The 20,975-nt window shown below is 54.4% G+C and carries 15 protein-coding genes and 2 pseudogenes; 8 read left to right on the top strand and 9 right to left on the bottom strand.

Features of this window, described 5'->3' with window-relative positions; genetic code table 11:
* Window positions 1-36: 36 nt before the first annotated feature.
* Complete coding sequence (locus ACZ5ZS_RS03485; protein WP_306464053.1) at window positions 37-816, bottom strand: peptidylprolyl isomerase; 780 nt, start codon at window positions 814-816, stop codon at window positions 37-39.
* Entirely contained in the window at window positions 816-1,049 is a 234-nt protein-coding gene (locus ACZ5ZS_RS03480) for a 30S ribosomal protein S17e (RefSeq protein ID WP_188596983.1), read from the bottom strand. Before ACZ5ZS_RS03480 ends, ACZ5ZS_RS03485 begins: the two co-directional genes overlap by 1 nt.
* Before the next feature lie 53 nt (window positions 1,050-1,102).
* Between ACZ5ZS_RS03480 and sfsA the strand changes: the two are divergent.
* From sfsA to ACZ5ZS_RS03465, 3 genes and pseudogenes are all read left to right on the top strand, one after another.
* Window positions 1,103-1,781 (top strand): annotated as a pseudogene (gene sfsA, locus ACZ5ZS_RS03475) (DNA/RNA nuclease SfsA).
* A 22-nt stretch (window positions 1,782-1,803) separates the two neighbouring features.
* Window positions 1,804-2,472 carry a 30S ribosomal protein S7 gene (locus tag ACZ5ZS_RS03470; RefSeq protein WP_188596981.1) on the top strand — a complete coding sequence of 223 codons (669 nt, stop codon included), beginning with the start codon at window positions 1,804-1,806 and terminating at the stop codon, window positions 2,470-2,472.
* Between the two features lie 38 nt (window positions 2,473-2,510).
* Entirely contained in the window at window positions 2,511-3,902 is a 1,392-nt protein-coding gene (locus ACZ5ZS_RS03465) for a glycoside hydrolase family 57 protein (protein ID WP_188596980.1), read from the top strand.
* On the opposite strand, the gene ACZ5ZS_RS03460 is transcribed toward ACZ5ZS_RS03465, so the two are convergent.
* Window positions 3,899-4,495, bottom strand: coding sequence for a hypothetical protein (locus ACZ5ZS_RS03460; protein WP_188596979.1), 597 nt, complete (start codon window positions 4,493-4,495; stop codon window positions 3,899-3,901). The genes ACZ5ZS_RS03465 and ACZ5ZS_RS03460 overlap by 4 nt on opposite strands.
* A 207-nt stretch (window positions 4,496-4,702) precedes the next feature.
* Between ACZ5ZS_RS03460 and ACZ5ZS_RS03455 the strand changes: the two genes are divergently transcribed.
* Genes ACZ5ZS_RS03455 through ACZ5ZS_RS03435 form a run of 5 tightly spaced genes read left to right on the top strand, consistent with a single transcriptional unit; the run spans window position 4,703 to window position 10,998 of the window.
* Complete coding sequence (locus ACZ5ZS_RS03455) at window positions 4,703-6,109, top strand: hypothetical protein (RefSeq protein WP_188596978.1); 1,407 nt, start codon at window positions 4,703-4,705, stop codon at window positions 6,107-6,109.
* Window positions 6,099-7,655: a hypothetical protein gene (locus ACZ5ZS_RS03450; protein ID WP_188596977.1), complete on the top strand. Its 1,557-nt coding sequence runs from the start codon at window positions 6,099-6,101 to the stop codon at window positions 7,653-7,655. Before ACZ5ZS_RS03455 ends, ACZ5ZS_RS03450 begins: the two co-directional genes overlap by 11 nt.
* Before the next feature lie 6 nt (window positions 7,656-7,661).
* Complete coding sequence (locus ACZ5ZS_RS03445) at window positions 7,662-9,656, top strand: hypothetical protein (RefSeq protein ID WP_188596976.1); 1,995 nt, start codon at window positions 7,662-7,664, stop codon at window positions 9,654-9,656.
* Entirely contained in the window at window positions 9,657-10,382 is a 726-nt protein-coding gene (locus ACZ5ZS_RS03440; RefSeq protein ID WP_188596975.1) for a hypothetical protein, read from the top strand.
* A 4-nt stretch (window positions 10,383-10,386) separates the two neighbouring features.
* Window positions 10,387-10,998: a hypothetical protein gene (locus ACZ5ZS_RS03435; RefSeq protein ID WP_188596974.1), complete on the top strand. Its 612-nt coding sequence runs from the start codon at window positions 10,387-10,389 to the stop codon at window positions 10,996-10,998.
* A gap of 13 nt (window positions 10,999-11,011) precedes the next feature.
* Here the strand turns inward: ACZ5ZS_RS03435 and ACZ5ZS_RS03430 are convergent, their stop codons facing one another.
* From ACZ5ZS_RS03430 to ACZ5ZS_RS03405, 6 genes and pseudogenes are all read right to left on the bottom strand, one after another.
* Complete coding sequence (locus ACZ5ZS_RS03430) at window positions 11,012-12,151, bottom strand: cystathionine gamma-synthase family protein (protein ID WP_188596973.1); 1,140 nt, start codon at window positions 12,149-12,151, stop codon at window positions 11,012-11,014.
* A gap of 129 nt (window positions 12,152-12,280) precedes the next feature.
* Window positions 12,281-16,699: a glucodextranase DOMON-like domain-containing protein gene (locus ACZ5ZS_RS03425; protein WP_464858601.1), complete on the bottom strand. Its 4,419-nt coding sequence runs from the start codon at window positions 16,697-16,699 to the stop codon at window positions 12,281-12,283.
* A gap of 159 nt (window positions 16,700-16,858) precedes the next feature.
* Window positions 16,859-17,524, bottom strand: a pseudogene (locus ACZ5ZS_RS03420) (glycoside hydrolase); the annotation flags it as partial.
* Window positions 17,525-17,640: 116 nt separating this feature from the next.
* The gene (locus tag ACZ5ZS_RS03415; RefSeq protein WP_188596971.1) at window positions 17,641-18,495 is read right to left on the bottom strand and encodes a sugar ABC transporter permease; all 855 of its coding nucleotides are present in this window, start codon (window positions 18,493-18,495) and stop codon (window positions 17,641-17,643) included.
* Entirely contained in the window at window positions 18,495-19,373 is an 879-nt protein-coding gene (locus ACZ5ZS_RS03410) for a carbohydrate ABC transporter permease (RefSeq protein WP_188596970.1), read from the bottom strand. Before ACZ5ZS_RS03410 ends, ACZ5ZS_RS03415 begins: the two co-directional genes overlap by 1 nt.
* Before the next feature lie 31 nt (window positions 19,374-19,404).
* A complete protein-coding gene (locus tag ACZ5ZS_RS03405) occupies window positions 19,405-20,859 on the bottom strand; it encodes an extracellular solute-binding protein (protein ID WP_188596969.1) in 1,455 nt (484 codons plus the stop codon).
* Window positions 20,860-20,975: the final 116 nt, after the last annotated feature.

Below are 20,975 nucleotides of genomic sequence, written 5' to 3'. Positions count from 1 at the left end.
CCAACCGTGGTCGTCCCTGTCTCCAGGTTATTGGCGTTAGGCTTGAGCACTCTGGACACCTCCCTCCTGTTGCTGCGCCTGGGCTTGCTCCTGCTGCGGCTGCCCTCCTCCCTCCTCCTTCTGCTCCTCCCTCTTAATGGTTATCTCCTCGATGAACTGAACCTTCTCTGCGCCGAACTTCTCAGCCAGGTCCTCCGCTATCCTGAGCTTCACGTTGCCTATCTTATCGATGAAGAGGGTGCTGGGGGGCAGCTTGACGGTTACGGACTTAGCCGCCTTATCCACGCTCACCTCCACGTCCCCACCCTCGACTCGGGGGAGGTATATCTTCACTATCTGCTTTGCCTTCTCCTCGTCCGTGACCAGCTTCTTGACTATCCTGCCCTTTATTAGGAGAGTCTTGCCGGCGAGGGGGTGATTGAAGTCCAGTATGGCCCTCCCGCTGGATATGCTTATAACCCTGGCCTGCTGGCCGTCCATCTCCACGACGTCGCCGGGCTTCGGTATCTTGCCGTACTTATAGAACTCCCTTATGGAGAGCGTCTTCACCTTTCCCTGATCACGCTCACCGAACGCCTTGTCGGGCGGGACCTCGACGTTGACCTCGCCGCCCTCATCGGTCGCCAGGAGGGCTTGCTCCAGGGGCTCGAATAGTTTCGTCTCCCCCACTATTATGAGGCGCGGGCCGTAGACCTCGTCCGGGTTGTATATGTTGGCCTGCTTAGCAGTGTCCTCCACGGTGGTCTCCACCACCTTGCCGTCATCCTTGGAGGTGACCGTGTACTCGAGCAGTATGTAGTCTCCCTTCTGAACCATCACTCCTCCACCTCCTCCAGCCTGGGCGCCTCCTCACTGGCCTCCTCAGACTCCATCCTAACCACGTGGGTCACGTACCCGGCTATCTTGTTCCGTATCCTCTTCGACGGAACCTTGGCCACGGCGTTCACCAACTCCTTATTGGCCTCGAAATCCTTGGATGCCTTATCCCCATAAAGCGATATCAACTCCTCGGCCGCCCTCTTTATGTACCTCGGCCTTATCTTGCCCATAATTGGAAGACGGGGATGGGCATTTATAAACATTAACTCCTAAATCCCCGCCAATGCTTGCGGGGAACCCGGTCTACGAGTTCCGGGATACTTGGGAGGCCCGGGTCATCAACAGGCCCAATAGGTTTATTGTGGAGACTGACTCGGGGCCGTGCCACCTCCACGATCCGGGGCGGCTCCTCGACCTCATATACCCGGGCAATAAGGTGCTGGTGCGGAAAAGCGGGGGAGGCGCGACTGAGGTGCAGGGTGACGGCCGCGTGGAGCTGGGACGGCGGGGAGTGGGTCGTGGTGGACAGCGGGATACACTCCGATATAGCCTCCAAGTTCCTACCAAGCGGGTCCAGGAGGGAGGTGAGGGTTGGGAGGCATAGGCTGGACTTCGCCTTCGACGACGCGTACGTGGAGGTGAAGGGGTGCACGCTGGCGGTGGGCGGCAGGGCCCTCTTCCCCGACGCGCCGACTAGGCGCGGGGCGGAGCACATGGAGCTGCTGGCGCGGTTGAGGAGGGAGGGGCGGAGGGGCATCGCCTTCATCCTGGTCATGAGGAGGGCGACCTGCTTCGCCCCGAATTGGGGCATGGATCCCAGGTTCTCCGCCGCGTTTCGGGAAGCGGTGGACTCGGGCGTCGAGGTTTGGGTGAAGCGGTTCGGCTTGAGGGGGAGCGAGTTGGTGTATGGGGGAGACCTCGATCTCTGCCCGGATTGGCGACGTGAACACAATGTTTATTAATTCCACATGGAGATGGGGCGCAATGAGCGATCAGAGCCAGCAGCTGCCCAAGGGAACCACAGTTTATCAGGTATCGGGCGCCCAGATAATAGAGGAGTGCCCGAGGGCCGTGAGGACGCTCAGCGACGAGCCCATTAAGTTGTTCGGCAAGTGGACCTACGAGGACGTCGTGATAAGGGATCCGGGCTTGAGGAGGTACATGTGCTTGAAGCCCATGGTCCTGCCCCACACTGAGGGGAGGAACCAGAGGAGGAGGTTCGGGAAGGACAGGATGCCAATAGTGGAGAGACTAATGAACGCCCTCCTGCATCCCGGCAAGAACGCGGGGAAGAAGCATAAGGTGTACGGCGTCGTCAAGAGGTCCTTCGACATAATCTACCTGTCCACGGGAAAGAACCCCATCCAAGTGCTGGTGGATGCCATAGTTAACTCCGCCCCCAGGGAGGAGGTGACGAGGGTCATCTACGGAGGCATAGCGTACCCCGTGGCGGTTGACGTGACGCCGGCCAGGAGGCTGGACACGGCGATTAGGTGGATAGCGGAGGGCGCGCGGGGATGCTCTCATAACAACCCCAAGCCGCTTGAGGAGTGCTTGGCGGAGGAGATAATGGCGGCCGCGGCGGGCGACTTGAAGAGCTACGCAGTGAAGCACAGGGACGACGCGGAGAGGGTGGCGGCGTCGGCCAGGTAAGGAAAACCTTTATTACTTTCCCCATCGTTCCTCAAAGAATGGTAAAGAGATTGGTCCTTTTCCTGGAGATGCATCAACCGCGGCGCGTGAACCCGCTCCTCCCCTACTCCGCCAACAGGGGCCTCGAGGTGTTCGACGACGTCCTCAACAGGAGGATAGCGGAGAGGGCTGCGGGGAACTCCTACAGGAAGGTGCTCTCAATAGTGGGGGAGGCGCATCGCCTGTACGGGAGCAGGGTGGGCGTTGGGGTTACGGGTACCCTGCTGGAGCAGTTGAGGAGGTGGGGCGGGGACGTGGTGGAGACGCTGGGGAGGCTGGCGGAGGAGGGGGCGGTGGAGCTCGTGGGGGAGACGTACTACCACTCCCTGGCCAGCGAGTTGGATATAGGGGAGTTCCGGGAGCAGGTGGAGATGCAGGTGGATGCTATTAAGGCGCTGGGGGCGAGGCCATCCACTGCGGAGAACACCGAGTTCATCCTAAACAATAGGGTGGCGGAGGCTCTGGGAGGCATGGGTTTTCAGGCAGTGCTGGGGGAGGGGGTGGAGCGGGTCCTGGGGTGGCGGTCCCCGAACTACCTGTACAGGATAAACGGCGTTAAGCTCCTGTTGCGGAATTACAGGTTGTCGGATGACGTGGGCTTCAGGTTCAGCAGCAGGGAGTGGGATCAGTACCCCCTCACGGCTGATAAGTACGTGGAGTGGGTGAGGGCCTCCCCGGGTGACCTCGTGTTCGTTGGGATGGACATGGAGACGTTCGGGGAGCACCAGTGGGAGGGCACTGGGATACTGGAGTTCCTCAAGTGGCTCTTCAGGAGGGCTAGGGAGGAGGGGGTGAGCGTGGAGTCGCCGGGCGACGCGGCGGCGGAGCTGGACGCTAGGGAGGGCATAAGCATAGAGCCCTGGGGCACCACGTCCTGGGCCGACAGGGAGAAGGACCTAAGCGCGTGGCTTGGAAGCGAGGAGCAGGTTAGGGCCTTCGCCTTCCTGAGGATGACCATGGCCGCGGCGAGGAGGGCTGGGGGGCGGGCGCTGGAGGCGTGGCGGTACCTGTCCACCAGCGATCACCTCTACTACCTAAGCTCCAAGCGGGGCCCGGAGGGGGACGTGCACGGTTACTTCAGCCCAGGCTCGCCGCGACGCTACTTCGAGGCCTTCATGGCAGCCATACAGAGGGTGTGGGATTACGCGTCGCTGAGGATGGGGGACGCCGAGCTACTGGAGGCGGTGAGGGGGGTCGAGCTGCCGCGGGAGGCTTGGTTCCTGGTGGAGGGGGGCGGGGCGGCTAGGAGCATAGATGAGCTGGAGGCCGTGTTGAGGGGGAGGGGGGAGTTGAGGAGGAGGTACTGCGAGTCGGGGGACGTGGAGAGGTGGTTCTCCAACCTGCTGGGCCCCATGGGGGTCAAGGTGGCCGCCGGGGTATGTGGTCGCTAGGGCCCGCGGAGCAGGCCGAGCCTCCTCAGAAGGGATTCCCAGTCCAGCTTGAAGATGACCAGGCCCAGCAGCACGAAGGCGACGCTGCTTATAATGCCCAAGTCGAACGGCGTCAGGCCGAGGAAGGATAGGTAATCCGACACCAGGCCTATCCCCATCAACTCCACCGGTATCTCCACCGCGCTCTTGATCAGCTTAGCCGCCAGCATGTAGGCGTTGAGCTTGAGGAGGGGGACGCGCGCGGCTCCGCTGCCGAAGTACATGTAGTCCTCCACGGGGAAGCCGGGGAGTATGGCCAGTATCACCAAGGCCAAGTAGAAGTAACGCGAGCCGGAGAACCGCCTCAGCAGGCCCACGTTCCTGTTCCTCCCCAGCCACCTCTCCATGGCCGCCCCGGCCCCGTACATGACGTTCTTAGACACCGCGGCCCCAACGCCGCTCGCCACTATGGCAAGGGCCACCATTGGGGGCGACGCATCGAACCTTATGAGGAGCGTGGTGGCTATGAGCGTGTAGGACACGCCCGTGAACGGCGTGGCATTGGCGAGGAAACTCACGGTGAATATGGCCAACATCAAGTAGAGCAGATCCATTTAATTACCTTTGAATAATAACATATTAAAAAATATTATCGACTGCTCAACGCTTCCTAAACCTAAGAAGCAACAATGATGCTGTTAATAAGATATGGAGAAGAATGGAATAAATGGGGAAGCATTCATATGAAGATCCATAGTTAACATTGCCGTTCTTTGAATGGTAGGGAATAATATTTATATTTCTGATAATTACTTAAGCACATGGTTAGGCATAAAGGGCAAACTACCGCAATAGAGACGGCCGTTGCTATAGCAGTGATACTGGTGGGAGTCTACGCTCTCTTGGAGATCATTCCCCAGTACTCACACGTGACTGGCACACAGGTGAATACATTTCAACTAGAGGAAACCGCGCAGGAAGTGCTGCAAGAGATACTGACCACGCCAGGTTACCCGATTAATTGGGGCCTCAACGCATCATCACTATCCGCGTTCGGGTTGGCGGAACCGGGAGAACCCTACGTGTTGGATCCATTTAAGGTGATTAACCTAATATATTGGGGCTACTCAAATGGATATGGAAACGGAGCATATTGTAGCCTGAATAAGACCGTTAGCAATGGCTTTGAAACATACCTTAACGAATCAGGAATAAATACGCTGCAGTTGGATAACTTTCTCCTGGTGCCGGGAGGAAGCAAATGGATAGTATCCTACGAGGAGGTAAAAACCCTGTTGGGCCTCAATGGGTATGACTTCATGTTGACCATAGAGCCGCTGTTCAATGTGACCGTGCTGCCGCCAAGGGGAAACAGCTCCAGCACAGTGGTTATCGTTGAGGTCACGAGGTTCGGAGAAAGCGGGTCGGACTCCGCGGTGATCAATGCTACTGTGTCGCTGCAGTACTTAATAGCGACGACGTCAGGCAACGGAATAAACGAAGTGATTCAAGGCGATGCAGCGGCGTCAACCAACGCCAGCGGCTACGCGAAGATCACCATAAACGCGCCCTATAGCTCGAACAACTTCTATTACTTCGATGCATTCGCGTCCCTAGATGGATACGGGGATCATGGGTATTACACCACCGCCGCCCAAGCTCCATTGCTGATGGCAATGATACTGCCATTCACGTCATCCTACAACAACATAACATTCATCGACCCACATCTATTGACTAACTGCTTACTTAACTCAGGCGAGATAAGCAACCCAGGGCAATCCGCGCTTGGGTTAAGGATAGCGGCAGTGTACAAATCAATATATGGATACACCTTCAACAGCATAAACTTCACGCTAAATCCAGGAAAAGGAAGTAAGAGCTATCCAATCCCATGTACTGTCCTCCAAAGCCTTCAATCAAGTCATGGAAATGGAGGGCAAAAATACTCGGCTTGCTATTGGTCGCTGCCCACCACTCCGTTGTTTTTGGTGGTGAGCGTATATAGGAACAGCAATGGACAATCCGGTTCTGTGCCTCTTCATGAGATCTTGTTGATACCGTATGGCATCTCTCCCCAGTATTACCTGTCAAATAGGGAGATAGTGTTTGGAAAGAGCGTTAGTAATGCACCCACGGGCACCGCGTCCTCTTTGGTGCAGATAGGGGATTCAACTTATACGGCAAAGATCGTCCTTTACTATGATGGTGATTTCCTTGCAGGCTAAGGGTCAGGCCCGCTTGATTGAGGCTATGATTGCATTGGGCATACTGGTCATGTTGGTCTCCCTGCTCCCCCTCATGTCAAGGTTCCCGGAGACGCCGACCACCATACCCCAGAGCGGCGCATCCCAACTATACGTGACTCAGATAGTGAATGGATTGGCAGTTAACCCAAGCTTCCTAGGGGCGGTGCAGAGCGGGAATTGGAGTCGCGTCTATGAATTGATCAATAACATAGTTCCGCCGCAGTATAATTGGAGATTGATAATAGAGCCGCTATCCACTTCCGTGGGGACGAGCAACGGCATGATACCAATAACGGTGTACTTGCCGTCCACGCCGCCCGTGTCCCCCATAACCATACCCATAGACCTAAACGTTAAGTTCATAAACTCCGCGCTGGCCGGAGCCAATAAGATAAACCTGACATTGCCGCTGTCCAACGTGGGCTTCTATATCAAGGATCAAAATGAGTGGATCCCCATCGCTTGGTGGCTCGAGTACCTCGACAATGAATCCGGGGATGCTAGGATTTGGCTGAGCATTCCAGCCCATAAAGAGCAGGTCATATATATGACGATCGGTCCCGGGGGCAAACCGATTTACCCCAACGGTAGCCTATGCAACGTGCCCTATAATTATAATGATACTTGTACGGGGTACTCCGTGGGCGGCATAAGCGCATTCTACGGTGCAACACTAGGCCTTCCATATGGCAAGTATGACATGGATCCCTCCGAAATATTTCCATTCTACACAAACTTCACAAATGACGACGGAGTAAGCATTACCCCCAGTAATGGGGCTAGTTATGCAACTGGCACTGGATTGCAAGTTTTGATACCGGGAAATACAGGAGGAGGAGTTGAGGTATCGTTTACTGCTGATTTGCCTCAATTGACAAGCGGGTTCGCCACATATTATATCCAGTCGACTTATAGCGTTGCAATAAATTATTCATCCACCATAGAATACAAGATAAATAATAATGGATATTATTTTGATATGATGTTACATGTCCACTCAAGCGGCCAAAATGCGTTGAGCGGCACATTGCAGGAAACCGGTACCTCCGGGTTAAGCGTATATCCTCCATTGCTCTCGTATAAAATGGCATATAAGGCGTTACTTAATTGCACAACAGAAGGTGTTAATTACTTGACCGTGAGTGATTATGCGTACGTGCTTAATTATTATACTGGCCAGCTTCAGTCGACCGGTTGGGCGGCCGGGAAGAGACAACTCGCTTCGTGTCCAACTAGCATTCCAGTGACTATATACATTGAGGGAATTAATCCAAGCAATTATATTTTGTATAATGATACGTTCACGATATATGATTTGTGGTGGGTTCCTCTTTATTTCAATTCATCAGCTACCATAGCGATTCCGTACTCAGTGAATTATGGGTATGGCTCCGTGGTTCCCATTAGGTATCAGTACAGGTATCCCGTTTCATTCATGGTGCCAACGGCGTCGGATTACGCATTGATGGAGTTAAGCAATGGGTCCATTTATATACTGGGCCTGTCAATAGGATCTATTGGGTGATGGGTTGTGAAGCCAAGAAACGCCAGGGCCGAGGGCAGGAGGGGTCAGATGCTCATACTGATAGTGCTGATAGTCGCCGTTGCCTTAGTTACCCTTCTCTACCTGTACAAGGTCTTCGCGATGAGCCCGCTCTACGTGTCTCAGAGATCCATTTATGAGGTGTACAAGCAAAACCCGTACATGGTGGTTTCATCAATGACGAGCACGCTTCAGTATCTTATCGGCAACATACTCCGCAGCTACGACGAGTTCAGCATACAGTATGGAGCTGCCTTGAACCAGCCCATATTGACGGGGAGCGGCGCCATAGTTCCATCATCGTACAAAGAAGCACTACTTGCCCAGTACAAATACTACCTATCTCAGTACTATACGCCGCTGGGAATGGATCCAAACCCGACGTGGGGCAGGCTCGACTTCAACATAACAAACGTGTACGGAGCCCTCTCCATGTTCAACACCATAATAGCGCTGAACAACGCCAGCATATACGGGATAGCGGAGAACGAGACAAGCTTCCCGCTAATAGGGCTTAACAACGTTAAGGTGAAGACGACAATGAATTTCACCGTGAACGAGGTGCAGCCAAGCAGCTATACCTGCCCCGGAACCCCCAGCTACTACGTGATCCAAGCCGTAAATAGAACTATATTCAATTTCGAAAAATCACCAAACACGAAGTGGTGGGCATTAGCATCGGACAACTACGGCGAAATATCACATAATAGCAGCGGATGGTGGCTTGGGAGCAATGGATTAAGCGGATTGATGTACTTGATGCCGCTGGATAACATTTCATCAAATTATGGTTTTAACATAAGCGCTATAATGACCATTAACAAGGGAGGAGTGGGTGGAATAGAAATATTCCAAGAATACCCGGTGGTGGGAACTCAACAATGCAATAGTAATTATGATGGGGCTGGCTATTGTTTTAATTATATGTATACTACGAGCTCTAATAATCCGCTAACAGTAAATATGACCGTCGATGTATCGTTTGGTAAACAGCCAACTGTAACTTTTATAGTTATTAATACTATCAATAAACAAGTATTATATAAATATAATAGTAGAATAGCCGTCCCTGCATGGGTTAAAATAAGTAGTTTATTTGGTGTGGGTTATGAGTATGGAGCCGAGCAAGGAGTTGGTTCATGGGCATTGGTGGTTGGTAGCAATGCAGTGGTTTCCGAGGTATCCGTTAAGTTGATCAATAGATATTATTATCCAAAATGGGTCTTATTGCAGGAGTCATGGGATGGTGCCCCGGCTTTGGGGGTAATCCTTAGTCTCGATTCGTTCAATCCAAGCAAACAAGAGACAAGCCAACCACTGGAAGGAAATAGTCTGGTTGTTTGTAATGTTACATCCACCTCATTAATATTTAATGTATCACTTCCATATCCAAGCGGATATCCAGTGACTCAATACATTATCAATTCCACGCTAAATGGACTATCACTATTTACGTCGCCCATGCCAGCATCTGCATATGCCATGGTACCTTACATGAATGTCTTCTCAAATAATGGAGCCTTATTTTATTACGTATACGTTGGCAATTGGGGAACCATACCAACCATATTATTGTTCTATAATGGATTGGACTCCACATTATATGACGGATATGCTACAATCTCGCAAGTCGCCAGCATCAATACGCCCAGCAAGATCTTTCCAACAGTGGCCAGTAAAACCGAAATGGTATATATACCGGTAGGATACACAATGCTTAAATACGTCACCATAATACCAAGTTATATAGCTAACAAGCAACTGATTGGCACGCAAGTATTTTACTACGAACCTTCCTCAACGCATGAGTCACTACCGTTCACAGTAGCTAACCAAACTTATACGGTATATGATAATTATTACAACTATTTTATACCATTAACTATGGAAAATGTAAACGTATGGATCTGGTGCTATAGTGCCAACGCCAACGGATATTATGATTATAGTGAAAGTAGTTATTGTAGCGGAGGTGGTCAATAAGTGATGATCAATAATAGGAGGGGCATCAGCGAGAGCATTTCCGTAGTTATAATAATGGCGGTTGTGTTGGCCTTAATAGGGGTTATGCTCTACGTGGCCACTTATTACTTCAGCAATTCCGCATCGTCCTCCGGCATTTCGCTGGCCGAGTCATTCCTAATAAACGTGGCCGATGATATGGATACCATAGCTTTCCACACAGGGATAGACAGGGTGTACTATATCCCGTCGACTCCATATGGAGTAATGAATTGGCTCCCGAATTACTGCGTGTACAACCTAAGCGGGCTTGTATTCAAGGATGGAGCCGTGATATACGGGACGCCCCCCAATTACTATTCCATGCCTAGCGGCTTCGTTCAAGTACTGCGGGGCGATGGGGAACCCGTATCGACCTCGCCCTCATCAGTCATGTTCCAGGTAATTCAGTACGGCGAGGACACGCTGGGTGGGGAGACTTATGGAACGTACTTGGCCCTTTATCCCCGTCCCATAATAATTGGGAATAATACTAATTATGTATACATATACATGGCATCGTCGATGGGAGGCGGAAGCGGGAGGACAATCATGTCCATCAACGTGACCGACACAAGCGTGGTGTTGCTGGGCAAGGGATCCTACCCATTGAAGGCCACGTGCGGCTCCGAGACGGCCGAATATAAGGTGACATCCTTTGGATCGCTTTACGTTGTTTACTCCAACTACACGGTTACAATGAGGTGATCGGATGGATACCGTTGCATTCATAATAACCACCGTGGCCATCGTGGTCCTAGTGTCCATATTCGCCTACGAGATCGCCGCCTACGTTAATTCGCAATTCCTCCAGTTGAGGGGATACGTGGAGTCCATCATAGGAAACACGATTGTTTACCAAGTCACCGAGGGGCTGTCGGTTGCGTCGATACCCAACGTGGTGAGCGATTTCAATTACACAATACTGCTCGCCTCATCATCTATACCGCTCAGGGGGGCCGCCGTCAACTTCAACATCACGTTGTTCTGCGTGGAGGTAAATAAAGCAACTGACTCAATCATCTATAATAAGGGGGTGCCGGCCCAATGCGGCTCCTCCCCGCCGAAGGGCAGCGGCGAGGTCCTGGCGGTTAACGTGTCCATAATCATATCCACGTCCACCACGACAGTTAGGAGCAGGCAACCCGAGATGCTGCTAATAACCTCCACCAATCAACCATTCAACATAACGGCCTATGGCTGCCTGCAAGGCACGGTGACGCTGCTAAATAATAAGAAACCCACGGGCGTGTGCATCTGGACCCCGACGCAGCTGTATGGGGGAAAGGCGGTGCTGGAGATAGAGACCGGGAGACCACGATAAGCAAATGGAATCTCTACACGGCTGAGAGGGCCCTGTCCAGATCCCCTATTATGTCCTCCACGTCCTCAAGCCCCACGGAGAGACGGAGGAGGGAGTCGTCTATCCCCAGCAACGCGCGGTGATCCTCCGGTATGGCTGACGACGCGCTTACTATGGGGTACGTGATGAGGGACTCCGGGCCCCCGAAGCTTGGCGTGGGCCTTATTATCTTGAGGGACTTGAGGAACCGCTCCACCTCCGCCCTGCCTCCCCTCACCTTGAAAGAGACTATGCCGCCGAACCCGCCCCTCAACCTGGACGCCTCCCTTCCACCGTTCAATCCAGGGTAGTAGACTGCGGCTACCTTGGAGTGATCCCTGAGGAACTGCGCCACTGCCATCGCCGACTCACATTGCCGCCGAACCCTCAGCTCCAGCGTCTTCAATCCCCTCATGACCAGGAACGCCTCCATGGGTTGGAGAATGGAGCCGAGCCTCCGGCGCCAGTGCCATAGATCCACGATTCGCTCGCGATCCCCGATCACGGCCCCCGCCACCACGTCGTTATGGCCCGACAAGTACTTGGTAGCGCTGTGCACCACTAAGTCGGCGCCCAGCTCCAGCGGGTTGAGCAGGACGGGCGTGGCTATGGTATTATCCACCACGACGATCGCCCCGACCTCGTGGGCCGCCTTGGCTATCTCCTCAACATCCAGCACCCTAAGCGTGGGGTTCGTTATTGACTCAATCATCACGAGCTTCACCCTGCCATCAATGGCGTCCAGGATGGATCGCGTGTCGGGAAACGCCGTCCTCAACTCAACGCCGAACTTCCCCAGCTCCCGGGCCAAGCCGAGAGTGGTTCCGTACATCTCCATGGGCATCAAGACGGCGTCCCCGCTCCCCAACAACCCCAACAACACCGCCGAGACAGCCGCCATGCCGCTGTTCAACGCGATCGCGTCTTCCCCCCTCTCCAGCCTGGCCAGCGCGTGCTCCAGCGCCCTAGTGGTTGGGTTCTCCTCCCTGGAGTACTTGAGGTCCACCCCCCTGTCCGACTTATTGGCCTCCACCAATTGCACGAACATGGCGGATAAGTGAATGGGCGGAATGAACTCCCCAAGCCCCTCGTCGAAGTAATCATGGCCATGTATAGAATCCGTCTGGCCGCCCATGCATCCCGCTGGAAACCGCGTTTTTAAGCTTAGATCCCAACCACAGGGAGCCAGCACGAAGAAAAAAGGAGAGAAGTAAAGGGAGAAAAGAAAAAGGAGAGCTATTTTTAGATCCTCAATTCTGTAACTTCACCTCCTTCTCCTGATTGCAAGCAGCGCGCCCACTATCACGACTATGATTATCACCACGACGGCGATCACCAGGTCCTGCGATGAAGACGACGGTCTCGGTGTCGTTGTTGTAGTTGGAGGCGGAGGCACTGTAGTGGTGGGCGTGGAGGTAGTAGTAGTTGTGGTAGTTGGAGGCGGAGCCGTTGTGGTAGTGGTGGTGGGCGGGACAGCCGTGGATGCTTGCAGCGTGGCCACGGGCTGGGCTATGAAGTAGACATTGCCCTGGCCGGCGGAGCTCGTGAAGGCCATGTATATGGACGCGGAGCCTGGATCAACCAAGGCAATTGATGGGGAGTACTCAGTGCCATCCGTCGTGAGGACGGTGCTATTGATGTTGGTTAGGGAACCGTAGGACAGCCCTATGTTAGTGCCCGCCGCCATGCTTGACTCCACGGTGTAGCCAATCGCCATCTCCCCACCATATACGGCGAGGGATGGTTGAGTCAAGGAGTAGCCCGCGGGCTCCGCCAGCAATGGCTGCGGGCTGGAGAGGCTGCCCGGCGAGCCGCTGGATAGGTAAATGGTGCCGCCGCTCGTGATGGCCAGGTACAACTCGCCGCCGTAGGGGTACACGGAGACCCCGCTGGCGTTTATGGGCAGCTCATCCAAGACCCCACCGCTAGAGCTCAGGAGCAGCACCTTGCCCGGCACCGCGGCCGCTATGTAGTACGTACCATTGAGTGAGGCTATGGATGCGGAGTATATGGTGGATGCGGGCACGGTTAGGTTGCTGGCCACTACGTAGGGAGCCAGGTGAACCAGCGTCAAGCCGTGGCTATACGCCACCAACAGCAAATCTCCCTGCGGCGAGTAGGAGAGCGACACGACCGGGCTCGCCTCGCTGATCACCGGGGCGGGCTGGGTCCAGGACTCCCCGTTGCTCGACGTGGATTCATATACCTCGCTCCCAGCGGCGTAGAACGCGATGAAGCCGTTGGGGCCCGCGACCACCGTGGAGATGGACGGCTTGACCGGCTGGGCGGTGGATGCAGTGGTGGAGGACGCCTTCAGCAGTGGCAGCCTCACGGCGTACAGAGTGGCGTAGCTGGTGTTGGTGTAGTTGGATAGGACGGCTTGCTGGGTCAGCGGGGATGAGGGGTTGACTAGGTTGGGGGCTATGTAGCTGAATATGTTGGGCGCGTAGGGCGTCTTGGCGCCTCCTCCCTGGTAGTCAGTGGCGTTGGGGTAGACGGGGTCCCAACCGTTAGTGGCGTACCCATCCTGGAACCCCGCCACTATGACGTAGCTATAGCCCGTTATGTTGCTTCCTATCAGCGACGTGGGCACCTCTATGGAGACCGTCTTGGTGGCCAGGTCGCCCTTGACTATTAATGGGGTGGTGTACGTCTGGCCGGAGCAGCTCTCCACGTACGAGTTGGACGGCCAGCCCGCTGCCTGTATCACCCACTGCCAGGCCGAGCCTGGGGCTATCTTGGCGTTGACGCCGGGCAACGCATTGGTGCACCCGGAGGAGCCTCCCTCATGTATGTAGATGTCTATTATGGGCTGCGAGAAGCCGTTGGGGCCGTCGTACACGTTCGTGAGGTTCCCGAACGTTATGTTGAACTGAACCAAGTAATCATTCATTGAGACGTTGACCCACCTCATCCAGACGGAGCCGGGCGGGTAGTTAGCGGTGAGGAGTGGGTAGACGTAGTACCCAGGCCCATTGCTGGGGGCCGGGTTGTATATGGACATGACGGGGGTCAGCTTGGCTATATTGGATGGAATCGCGGCGAGGATCGGGCCCAGCAGGTTCACTATGGAGCCGCTGCTCTGGTTGACAGTGGCGACCGAGAACTCAATCGAGTCGCCTGGATTAATGCCTAGGGCGGAGAAGGGTATGGCGATCTCTATGGAGTCCCCTATGGCCACGGCGTTGGGTATGGACTCAACGTACGACCAACCGGATGGGCCGGACTCGTATATGGCCACGTCGTCAGAGCCTGGGCCCACGAATATCTCGGCTAGGCGAGTGGCTGCGAAGCCCAGCGGCATGCCGGGGGCGGCCGTGTAGTTCGCGTCGGGTATGTTTATCCCCATCAAGTCGCCCTTGCCCGGATTAACGGGGGAGAAGTAGACATATATGGTGTACTTGGACGTGGTCAAGGCGTTGGGCGCGGCGTAATCCATGGGATTCCCGTTCACCTTGACGTCTATGTAGAGGTCATTGGCATCGAACGCGTAGTAGACCGTGTTTATGCCCCCCGCCCCCTTGGTCTTGTTGAGGAGGTACTGGTACGAGCCGGCCCACGCGAAGTTATTGTTTATGGAGTAAGCAGGCTTTCCATCCACGTAGATGAAGTTATAGAGGTTCCCAGTCATCGGCGGGGTTATGGATGAGTTTGTGCCCGGCACGGTCGGCGCGAGCGGCGGCATCCATTGATCCTCCAGGAATGGGGTTAGCGGGAGGCCCAGCACCTCCAACGCGTTTCTCATGTCCTGCCTAACCTCCATCTCGAACACTATGGCGTTCTGCGACGTGAGGCTTTGATCGTTGGGGTCGAAGGTGAAGTATATGTCGGAGCCCTCCGCTCCGTATATGGACATCCAAGCCTCCACGTACCTGCCCTCCAGGGTGGAGGTGTTCCACGTGCCCAGGAACGGGAAGTCATTGTACCTGGTTATCTGGGTCAGATTCATGGGCTGCGTTAGGTTGTGCTCCTCCCCGAATTGAAGCACCATCGACCTCACTATCGCCAATTGCTGCCAGACAGCGTCCTGCGGAGAGTGCCCGGCCCACTGCGTGTAGAACGGCGAGACCGAGCCGGCGGGTCCCTGGTTGTTCCAGGACCCCATCGGTATTCCGTTCAGGACGGGCAGATCATGGTGGGTGGCCAGGTATTGCTGCATGGTGGTGGTCTGCACCCAGGAGGAGTTGCCGGCCAGGGCGGTGTACAGGTCTATCAGGAACGGCACGCCGTCCTCCGGGAACGGGCTCATGAACATCCAGTTCTCCCCGTCCAAGGCGACGGTTACCAACGTATCGTTGTGGCGGGACGCCGGTATTGAATCATAGATGCGCCTCAAGTAATTCATGAATTGATTCACTGCCGCCCAATTGCCCTGGGAAGCAGCTATCTCGCCGTAATTGAAGCCCCAGGCATCGGATAGAGTTCCGTCCCTGAACGCCACAACTATCGAGGCATTGCCGACGACCACCCTGTAGGGCTGGTAGAGGCTCTCCATTTCCTGAACAGTGGGGTTGGGGCCCGTGGGCACTGACACATTCGCCTCCGCCAGGGTGGACTCGCTGGCGTAGGTCCAGTAATAGCCCGACTCGTTTAGCAGCGGTATCATTGCGCTGGATATGGCCATCTCCGGGGTCCACATGCCCATGGGGTACTGGCCGAACACCATCTTGTACAGATCCCTCCCTATGTTAAGCTGCGCCAGCACGTCGCTGGTCCACGTGCCCTTCACCACGGGGTTACCGTTCTCCCCAGTCCAGCTGGGTATCAGCAATAGGGGAGTGAGGGGGTGATCGAACGGCGTGGTGATTATCTCCACGTTGCCGCCCGTGTTGTTGTTATTCATCCTATCCATCCTAAACGCGGAGAGGACTATCCTGGCCTCCACGGGGTAGTAGCTGGTTATCACTCGTATGTCGCTTATGTTGAACGATGTTTGATTGTAGAGGGCAGCTATGGTGGCGTTGTAGTACTGGCTCCCCAACTGCCCGGTGACTATGGGGTAGCTCACGCTCCAGAGGAACCACTCCACCAAGGCATTGGTCAATTGCTGGTTATTCAGCGGAACGCCGCGCTGCTCCAAGCTGAACAGGGACGCGTATACCTTGGAGGCCGGCGTGTTGGCGGAGTAGACCCAGAGGGGGGTGTTGAACGCCAGGTCGAACTCCAGCACCTGCCTAACCGTGGTGGTGTTCCACTCATAGCTGGGCGCGAACGCCTCCAGGAAGGTATCGTTGTACTGCTTTATCTCCTGGTAAAGAGTATTGTTCCACTGAGAGGAGGGTATCATTGCCGCCAGGATGTACGTGTTGTTATAATCGCCGGCGGCTATTGCCTCTATTTGGTACAGGAGGGAGCCCGATAGGGAGTAAGTGACGTGAACCGTGGGGAACATGTGCGCTATTATGGCTTGCTCGGCGTACTCCTCCAAGTGAACGGCGGTCCAGGGCAGGAGGTAGACGTTGCTGCCCACGTACGTGTACAGGGGTTGGTGATCGTTGAACACTATGTTGAGGTATATGGGCGGCGCCGGAGCCGTGTAGTTTACGAGAAGCGCGAAGTTCTGGCCGTAGTTATTGTACCAAGTGTTAGTGGTTGCATCGTAGTATACCCATTGTATCCATTGGCCCTGCTTGAAGGGACCAATCACGGCCGAGTAATTACCCCACAACGGATTATACTGCATGGTAACGTTAGTTATATCACTCCAAGGAAGACCAGTCTGAGGACCAGTGGTCAAACCAAAATGAAGGATGAACTTGTCTGGAGGCTTCCCGACCACGGTTATCAGCACGGAGCCGTTGGGGAGGACCCGGGCGAACGTGGTGGATGGGCTTGGGGCGCTGGATGCTGTCTCCTCCACAGCGTAGTTCTGGCCGTTGTTGCTGATCCACTTGTTGAGGGTTGGGTCGTAGTATACCCATTGTATCCATTGGCCCTGCTTGAAGGGACCAATCACGGCCGAGTAATTACCCCACAACGGATTATACTGCATGGTAACGTTAGTTATATCACTCCAAGGAAGACCAGTCTGAGGACCAGTGGTCAAACCAAAGTGGAGAATCATGGGGTCGGGGGCGCGGCCGACGGCGGTTATCAATATTGATGCATTTCCGAGCACCTCAGCATGCGTGTACCCTAGGTTCGGCGGGTTTACCTCCAGGTTCCAGTTCCAGAACGCGTGTCCCTGGTAGTTTATCCACGTATTGGTGGTCTCATCATGGAATACCCACGCTATCCACGTTCCATTGTTTATAGGCCCTATTGTAGCCGTGAAGTTGGCCCCGTCCCACTTCATCATTGTGTCGAATACCTGCGTCCAACTCCCCTGGGGAGCCGGCTCTATTCCCCAATGGAGGTCCACGGAGTCCGTGCTTGGCAGGCCGGCTATGTAGATTGTGACGTAACCGCTCCTGTTCACCGTGAACGAGACTTGATATGATTGGGCGACTGCTACCTGGACTATTAGTAAGGCGGCTAGCGCCGCCAGTAAGGCGTATCTGCGATCCATATCGGGCTTGACGCATTTCCCTTTTATTTTTTATAGGTCTTCCAAGTTAATAGTTAATACTCGATAAATAATTAATGCGGTAGATTAGATAGAATATATATTTAGTTTGAAAAAGCCTATGCCTTCAACCCGCCCAGGCTGTAGGCCCTCAACAAGAACTTCTGGAGAGCTATGAACAGTATGAATATGGGGAGGCCCATCAACACGGCGAAGGCGGCGAAGACGTTGTAGAGCGTGGCCCTATTGGTCACGGCCAGGTAGTACATGCCGAGCGTGAGCGTCCATAGTTTCCCGCTAGTTATGAATGCGTTCGCCAATACGTAGTCCGTGTACGCGCCTATGAATGACGTCAACGCCACGAATGCAAGGACGGGGCCCGTCATGGGGAGCAGTATCCTCGTGAAGGCGGTGAACCTGCCCAGTCCATCTATCATGGCCGCCTCCTCGAACTCCCTGGGTATCGTGTCTATGAATATCTTCCCTAGGTAGGCCCCGAATATGGACGAGCCGCCGGAGTACGCTATTATTAATCCGTAATACGTGTTTATTAAGTGGAGCTGGGCGAACATGAAGTAAAGCGGTATGACGGTCACCGTGAACGGGAAGAAAGTCAACACGTAAATGAAGTATATCAACGTGCTCTTTCCGGGCATGTTTATCCTGGACAAGGCGACGGCGCCCAGGAAGGCGGCCGCCGTGGCTATCAGCATGGAGGAGACGCCGAATATCAGGCTGTTCTTGAGCCACAGGAAGAAGGGGTTCTTGAAGAGTATGTAGTAATACGCGCTTAGGGTGAGCGATGAGGGGCGGGGAATCAGGCTGCCTATGCTTATGGATGCGAGCGTGGGCACGTTGCTGAACGACGTTATGAGCACGTAGTATATGGGGAACACCGCGAAGGCCGCGAACGCTATGAGCACTATGTGAGATATGGCCAGCCTCACGTACTTGAGCAGCCTGTAGGAGTCCATTACGTTATCACCTTCATTATGCCCGATATCCTCAGCATTATCAACGCGAAGGCAGCCAATATTATAGTGTCCACTATGGAATAGGCCGCCGCTATGTTGTAGAGGCTATAGCTGAACGCCTCCTGGTAGGCGTACACGACGAATATCTCCGTAGCCGTGCCCGGGCCTCCTCCGGTGAGCAGGTAGATGGGGTAGAAATTGTTCCACGTGAATATGAAGCTGCTTATGCCGACGAAGGATAGGGCGTTCTTCATCTGGGGAAGCGTTATGCTCGTGAACCTCCTGAACATGGATGCTCCATCCACGTACGCCGTCTCATACAACTCCCTAGGTATTCCCTGAAGGGCCGATGAGAATACTACAGTGAAGTACGGGAAGGAGAGCCAGAGATTGGTGATTATTAAGGCGATCCAAGACGTCGACACGTAATTGAACCAGTAAATGGGGTGCACGCCAATCAATGCCATGAGTTTATTCACTATGCCGTACTCGTAGTTCCACATGCCGCTCCACACCAGTATTGTTATGAAGGATGGAAAAGCCCAGGGAAACAACATGAACGTCATGTAAACTGTCCTCCCAACCAAGTCCCTCTGGTTCAGTATCAATGCCAGCACGAAGCCGGCCGCCATCATGGGAACCAAGCTGCCGACGGTCCATATGATGGTCTGCAGGAATATGTTGCCCAAGGCGCCCGACTTAATAATGGAGATGTAATTCTGAAGCCCCACAAGCTTATACGTGAAGAAGTGATAGAGGTTGAAGTTTGTGAACGAGATGTAGACCGCGTACCCGATGGGGTACAGGGTGAGGAATAGTATTATCGCGATTATGGGAAGGAGGTATAGGAAGCCAATAAAAGTATCCCTTTTAACCATGATTACCCAGCCTTCCTTCTTTATTTACTCATCAGCCCAGCATGCCGGCCTGCTGCATCTGGGAGACCATGTACTGCTCCCAGCAGTTCGCGGCCTGCGGGGCCGTCAACGTGCCGTTCACGGTGTAAAGAGTCACGCACTGGTGGAAGCCGTTCCAGTAGAAGTTCATTTGCGGTATGTTGGGGAACACTTGGCCGTGCTGTGCCTGCGCCAATATGCCGTTCATTATGCCGTTCATGTACGCCGGCTGCAGCTTGCCGGCCGTCAAGTTGGCTATTACTTGGTTGTAGACGGGCAGGTAGGACGGTATGTCCCCTGCGTACTTCCACAAATTCAGCTCCTGCACTGGCCCGCTCATGAACTCAATGAATAGGATGGCCGCCTTTATCTGCTCCGGCGTCGCGCCGCTGGCCTGGGGCACGCTTATCACCCACCCGGTGGAGCCTATGAAGGGCTCAGCGTACAGCCCTGTCTGGGACACCACGGGCAGTGGAGCCGCGCCCAGGTTGGGCCCGAGCGCCTTGACGTAGGTCGCCAAGTCCCACGGTCCGTCGAATATTATGGCCGCCTTGCCCTGCGAGAATAGGTTGCCCTCGAGCGTGGGGTTCATGTCGGGCGCGTTTATGTGTAGGTCATACGTTAAGTTATACCAGAACTCCATAGCCTCGGCCGCCGCTGGGGTCGCGTTGACCGCCGGGTAGCCCGCGCCGTTGAATATGTGGCCGCCGAAGCCGGCCAGCCAAGCGGCGAACCTATAGCCGTACTCGGATCCCATTCCATACGCTATTCCCCAAACGCCGTAGGTCTTATTGACTTGAAGCGCCATTTGGATGAGTTGATTAGTGGTGTTGGGCGGGTTAGGTATGTACTTCTTATTGTAGAACATCACTATGTAGTTTATGTTGTCGGGCAGGCCGTAGAGTGAGCCGTTCAACTCGAAGTTGCGTATGGCGATTGGGTTGTACTGGGCCAGCAGGGAGGCGGGTATGTACTTGCTCAGGTTCAGGAGGAGGCCGCCGGCGAAGAGCGCGCCCGCGTCGTTGCTGGTGTCCCTGTATATTATAGGTGCCTTGCCTGCCTTGGCCGCCGCCTCGAAGTTGCCTGTGGAGACCTGGACCCCAGTGGTCACCTCCACCTTAATGCATGGGTACTCCGCCTCGAATTGGGCTAGGGACGCGTTGAAGGCCTCATTCTCGCTTGGACTGTAGGTGTCCCACACGGTTATGGTAACTGGCCCGCTCACGCTGGCGCAAAATGACGCGGACGAAGGCGCGGTGGTCGTAGTCGTGGTGGTAGGCGTTGAAGTGGTTGTAGTAGTTGGAGTGGTTGAGGTGGGCGGCAATGTAGTTGTTGTAGACGTAGTAGTAGTGGGCGTGGTTGTTGTCTTGACTGGTGGTTTGTAGGTGAGGGCCGCTGCCGCCGCGACTATTACGACGATGATCACGACGGCTATCACGGCCCACGCGGTCCTAGATAATCCCTTCATGATTTATGGGTTTATGCCGGATAAATAAGCGTTTCTGTGATTAATTAATACTTGAGATGACACTTTAAGGAAGTAATAACATATCTATATACAATGGAATTACATACATATTATAA

This window comes from Thermocladium modestius (assembly GCF_055398215.1).
The sequence above is the reverse complement of the archived record's forward strand: the minus strand, read 5'-3'. Positions and strand labels throughout refer to the sequence as shown.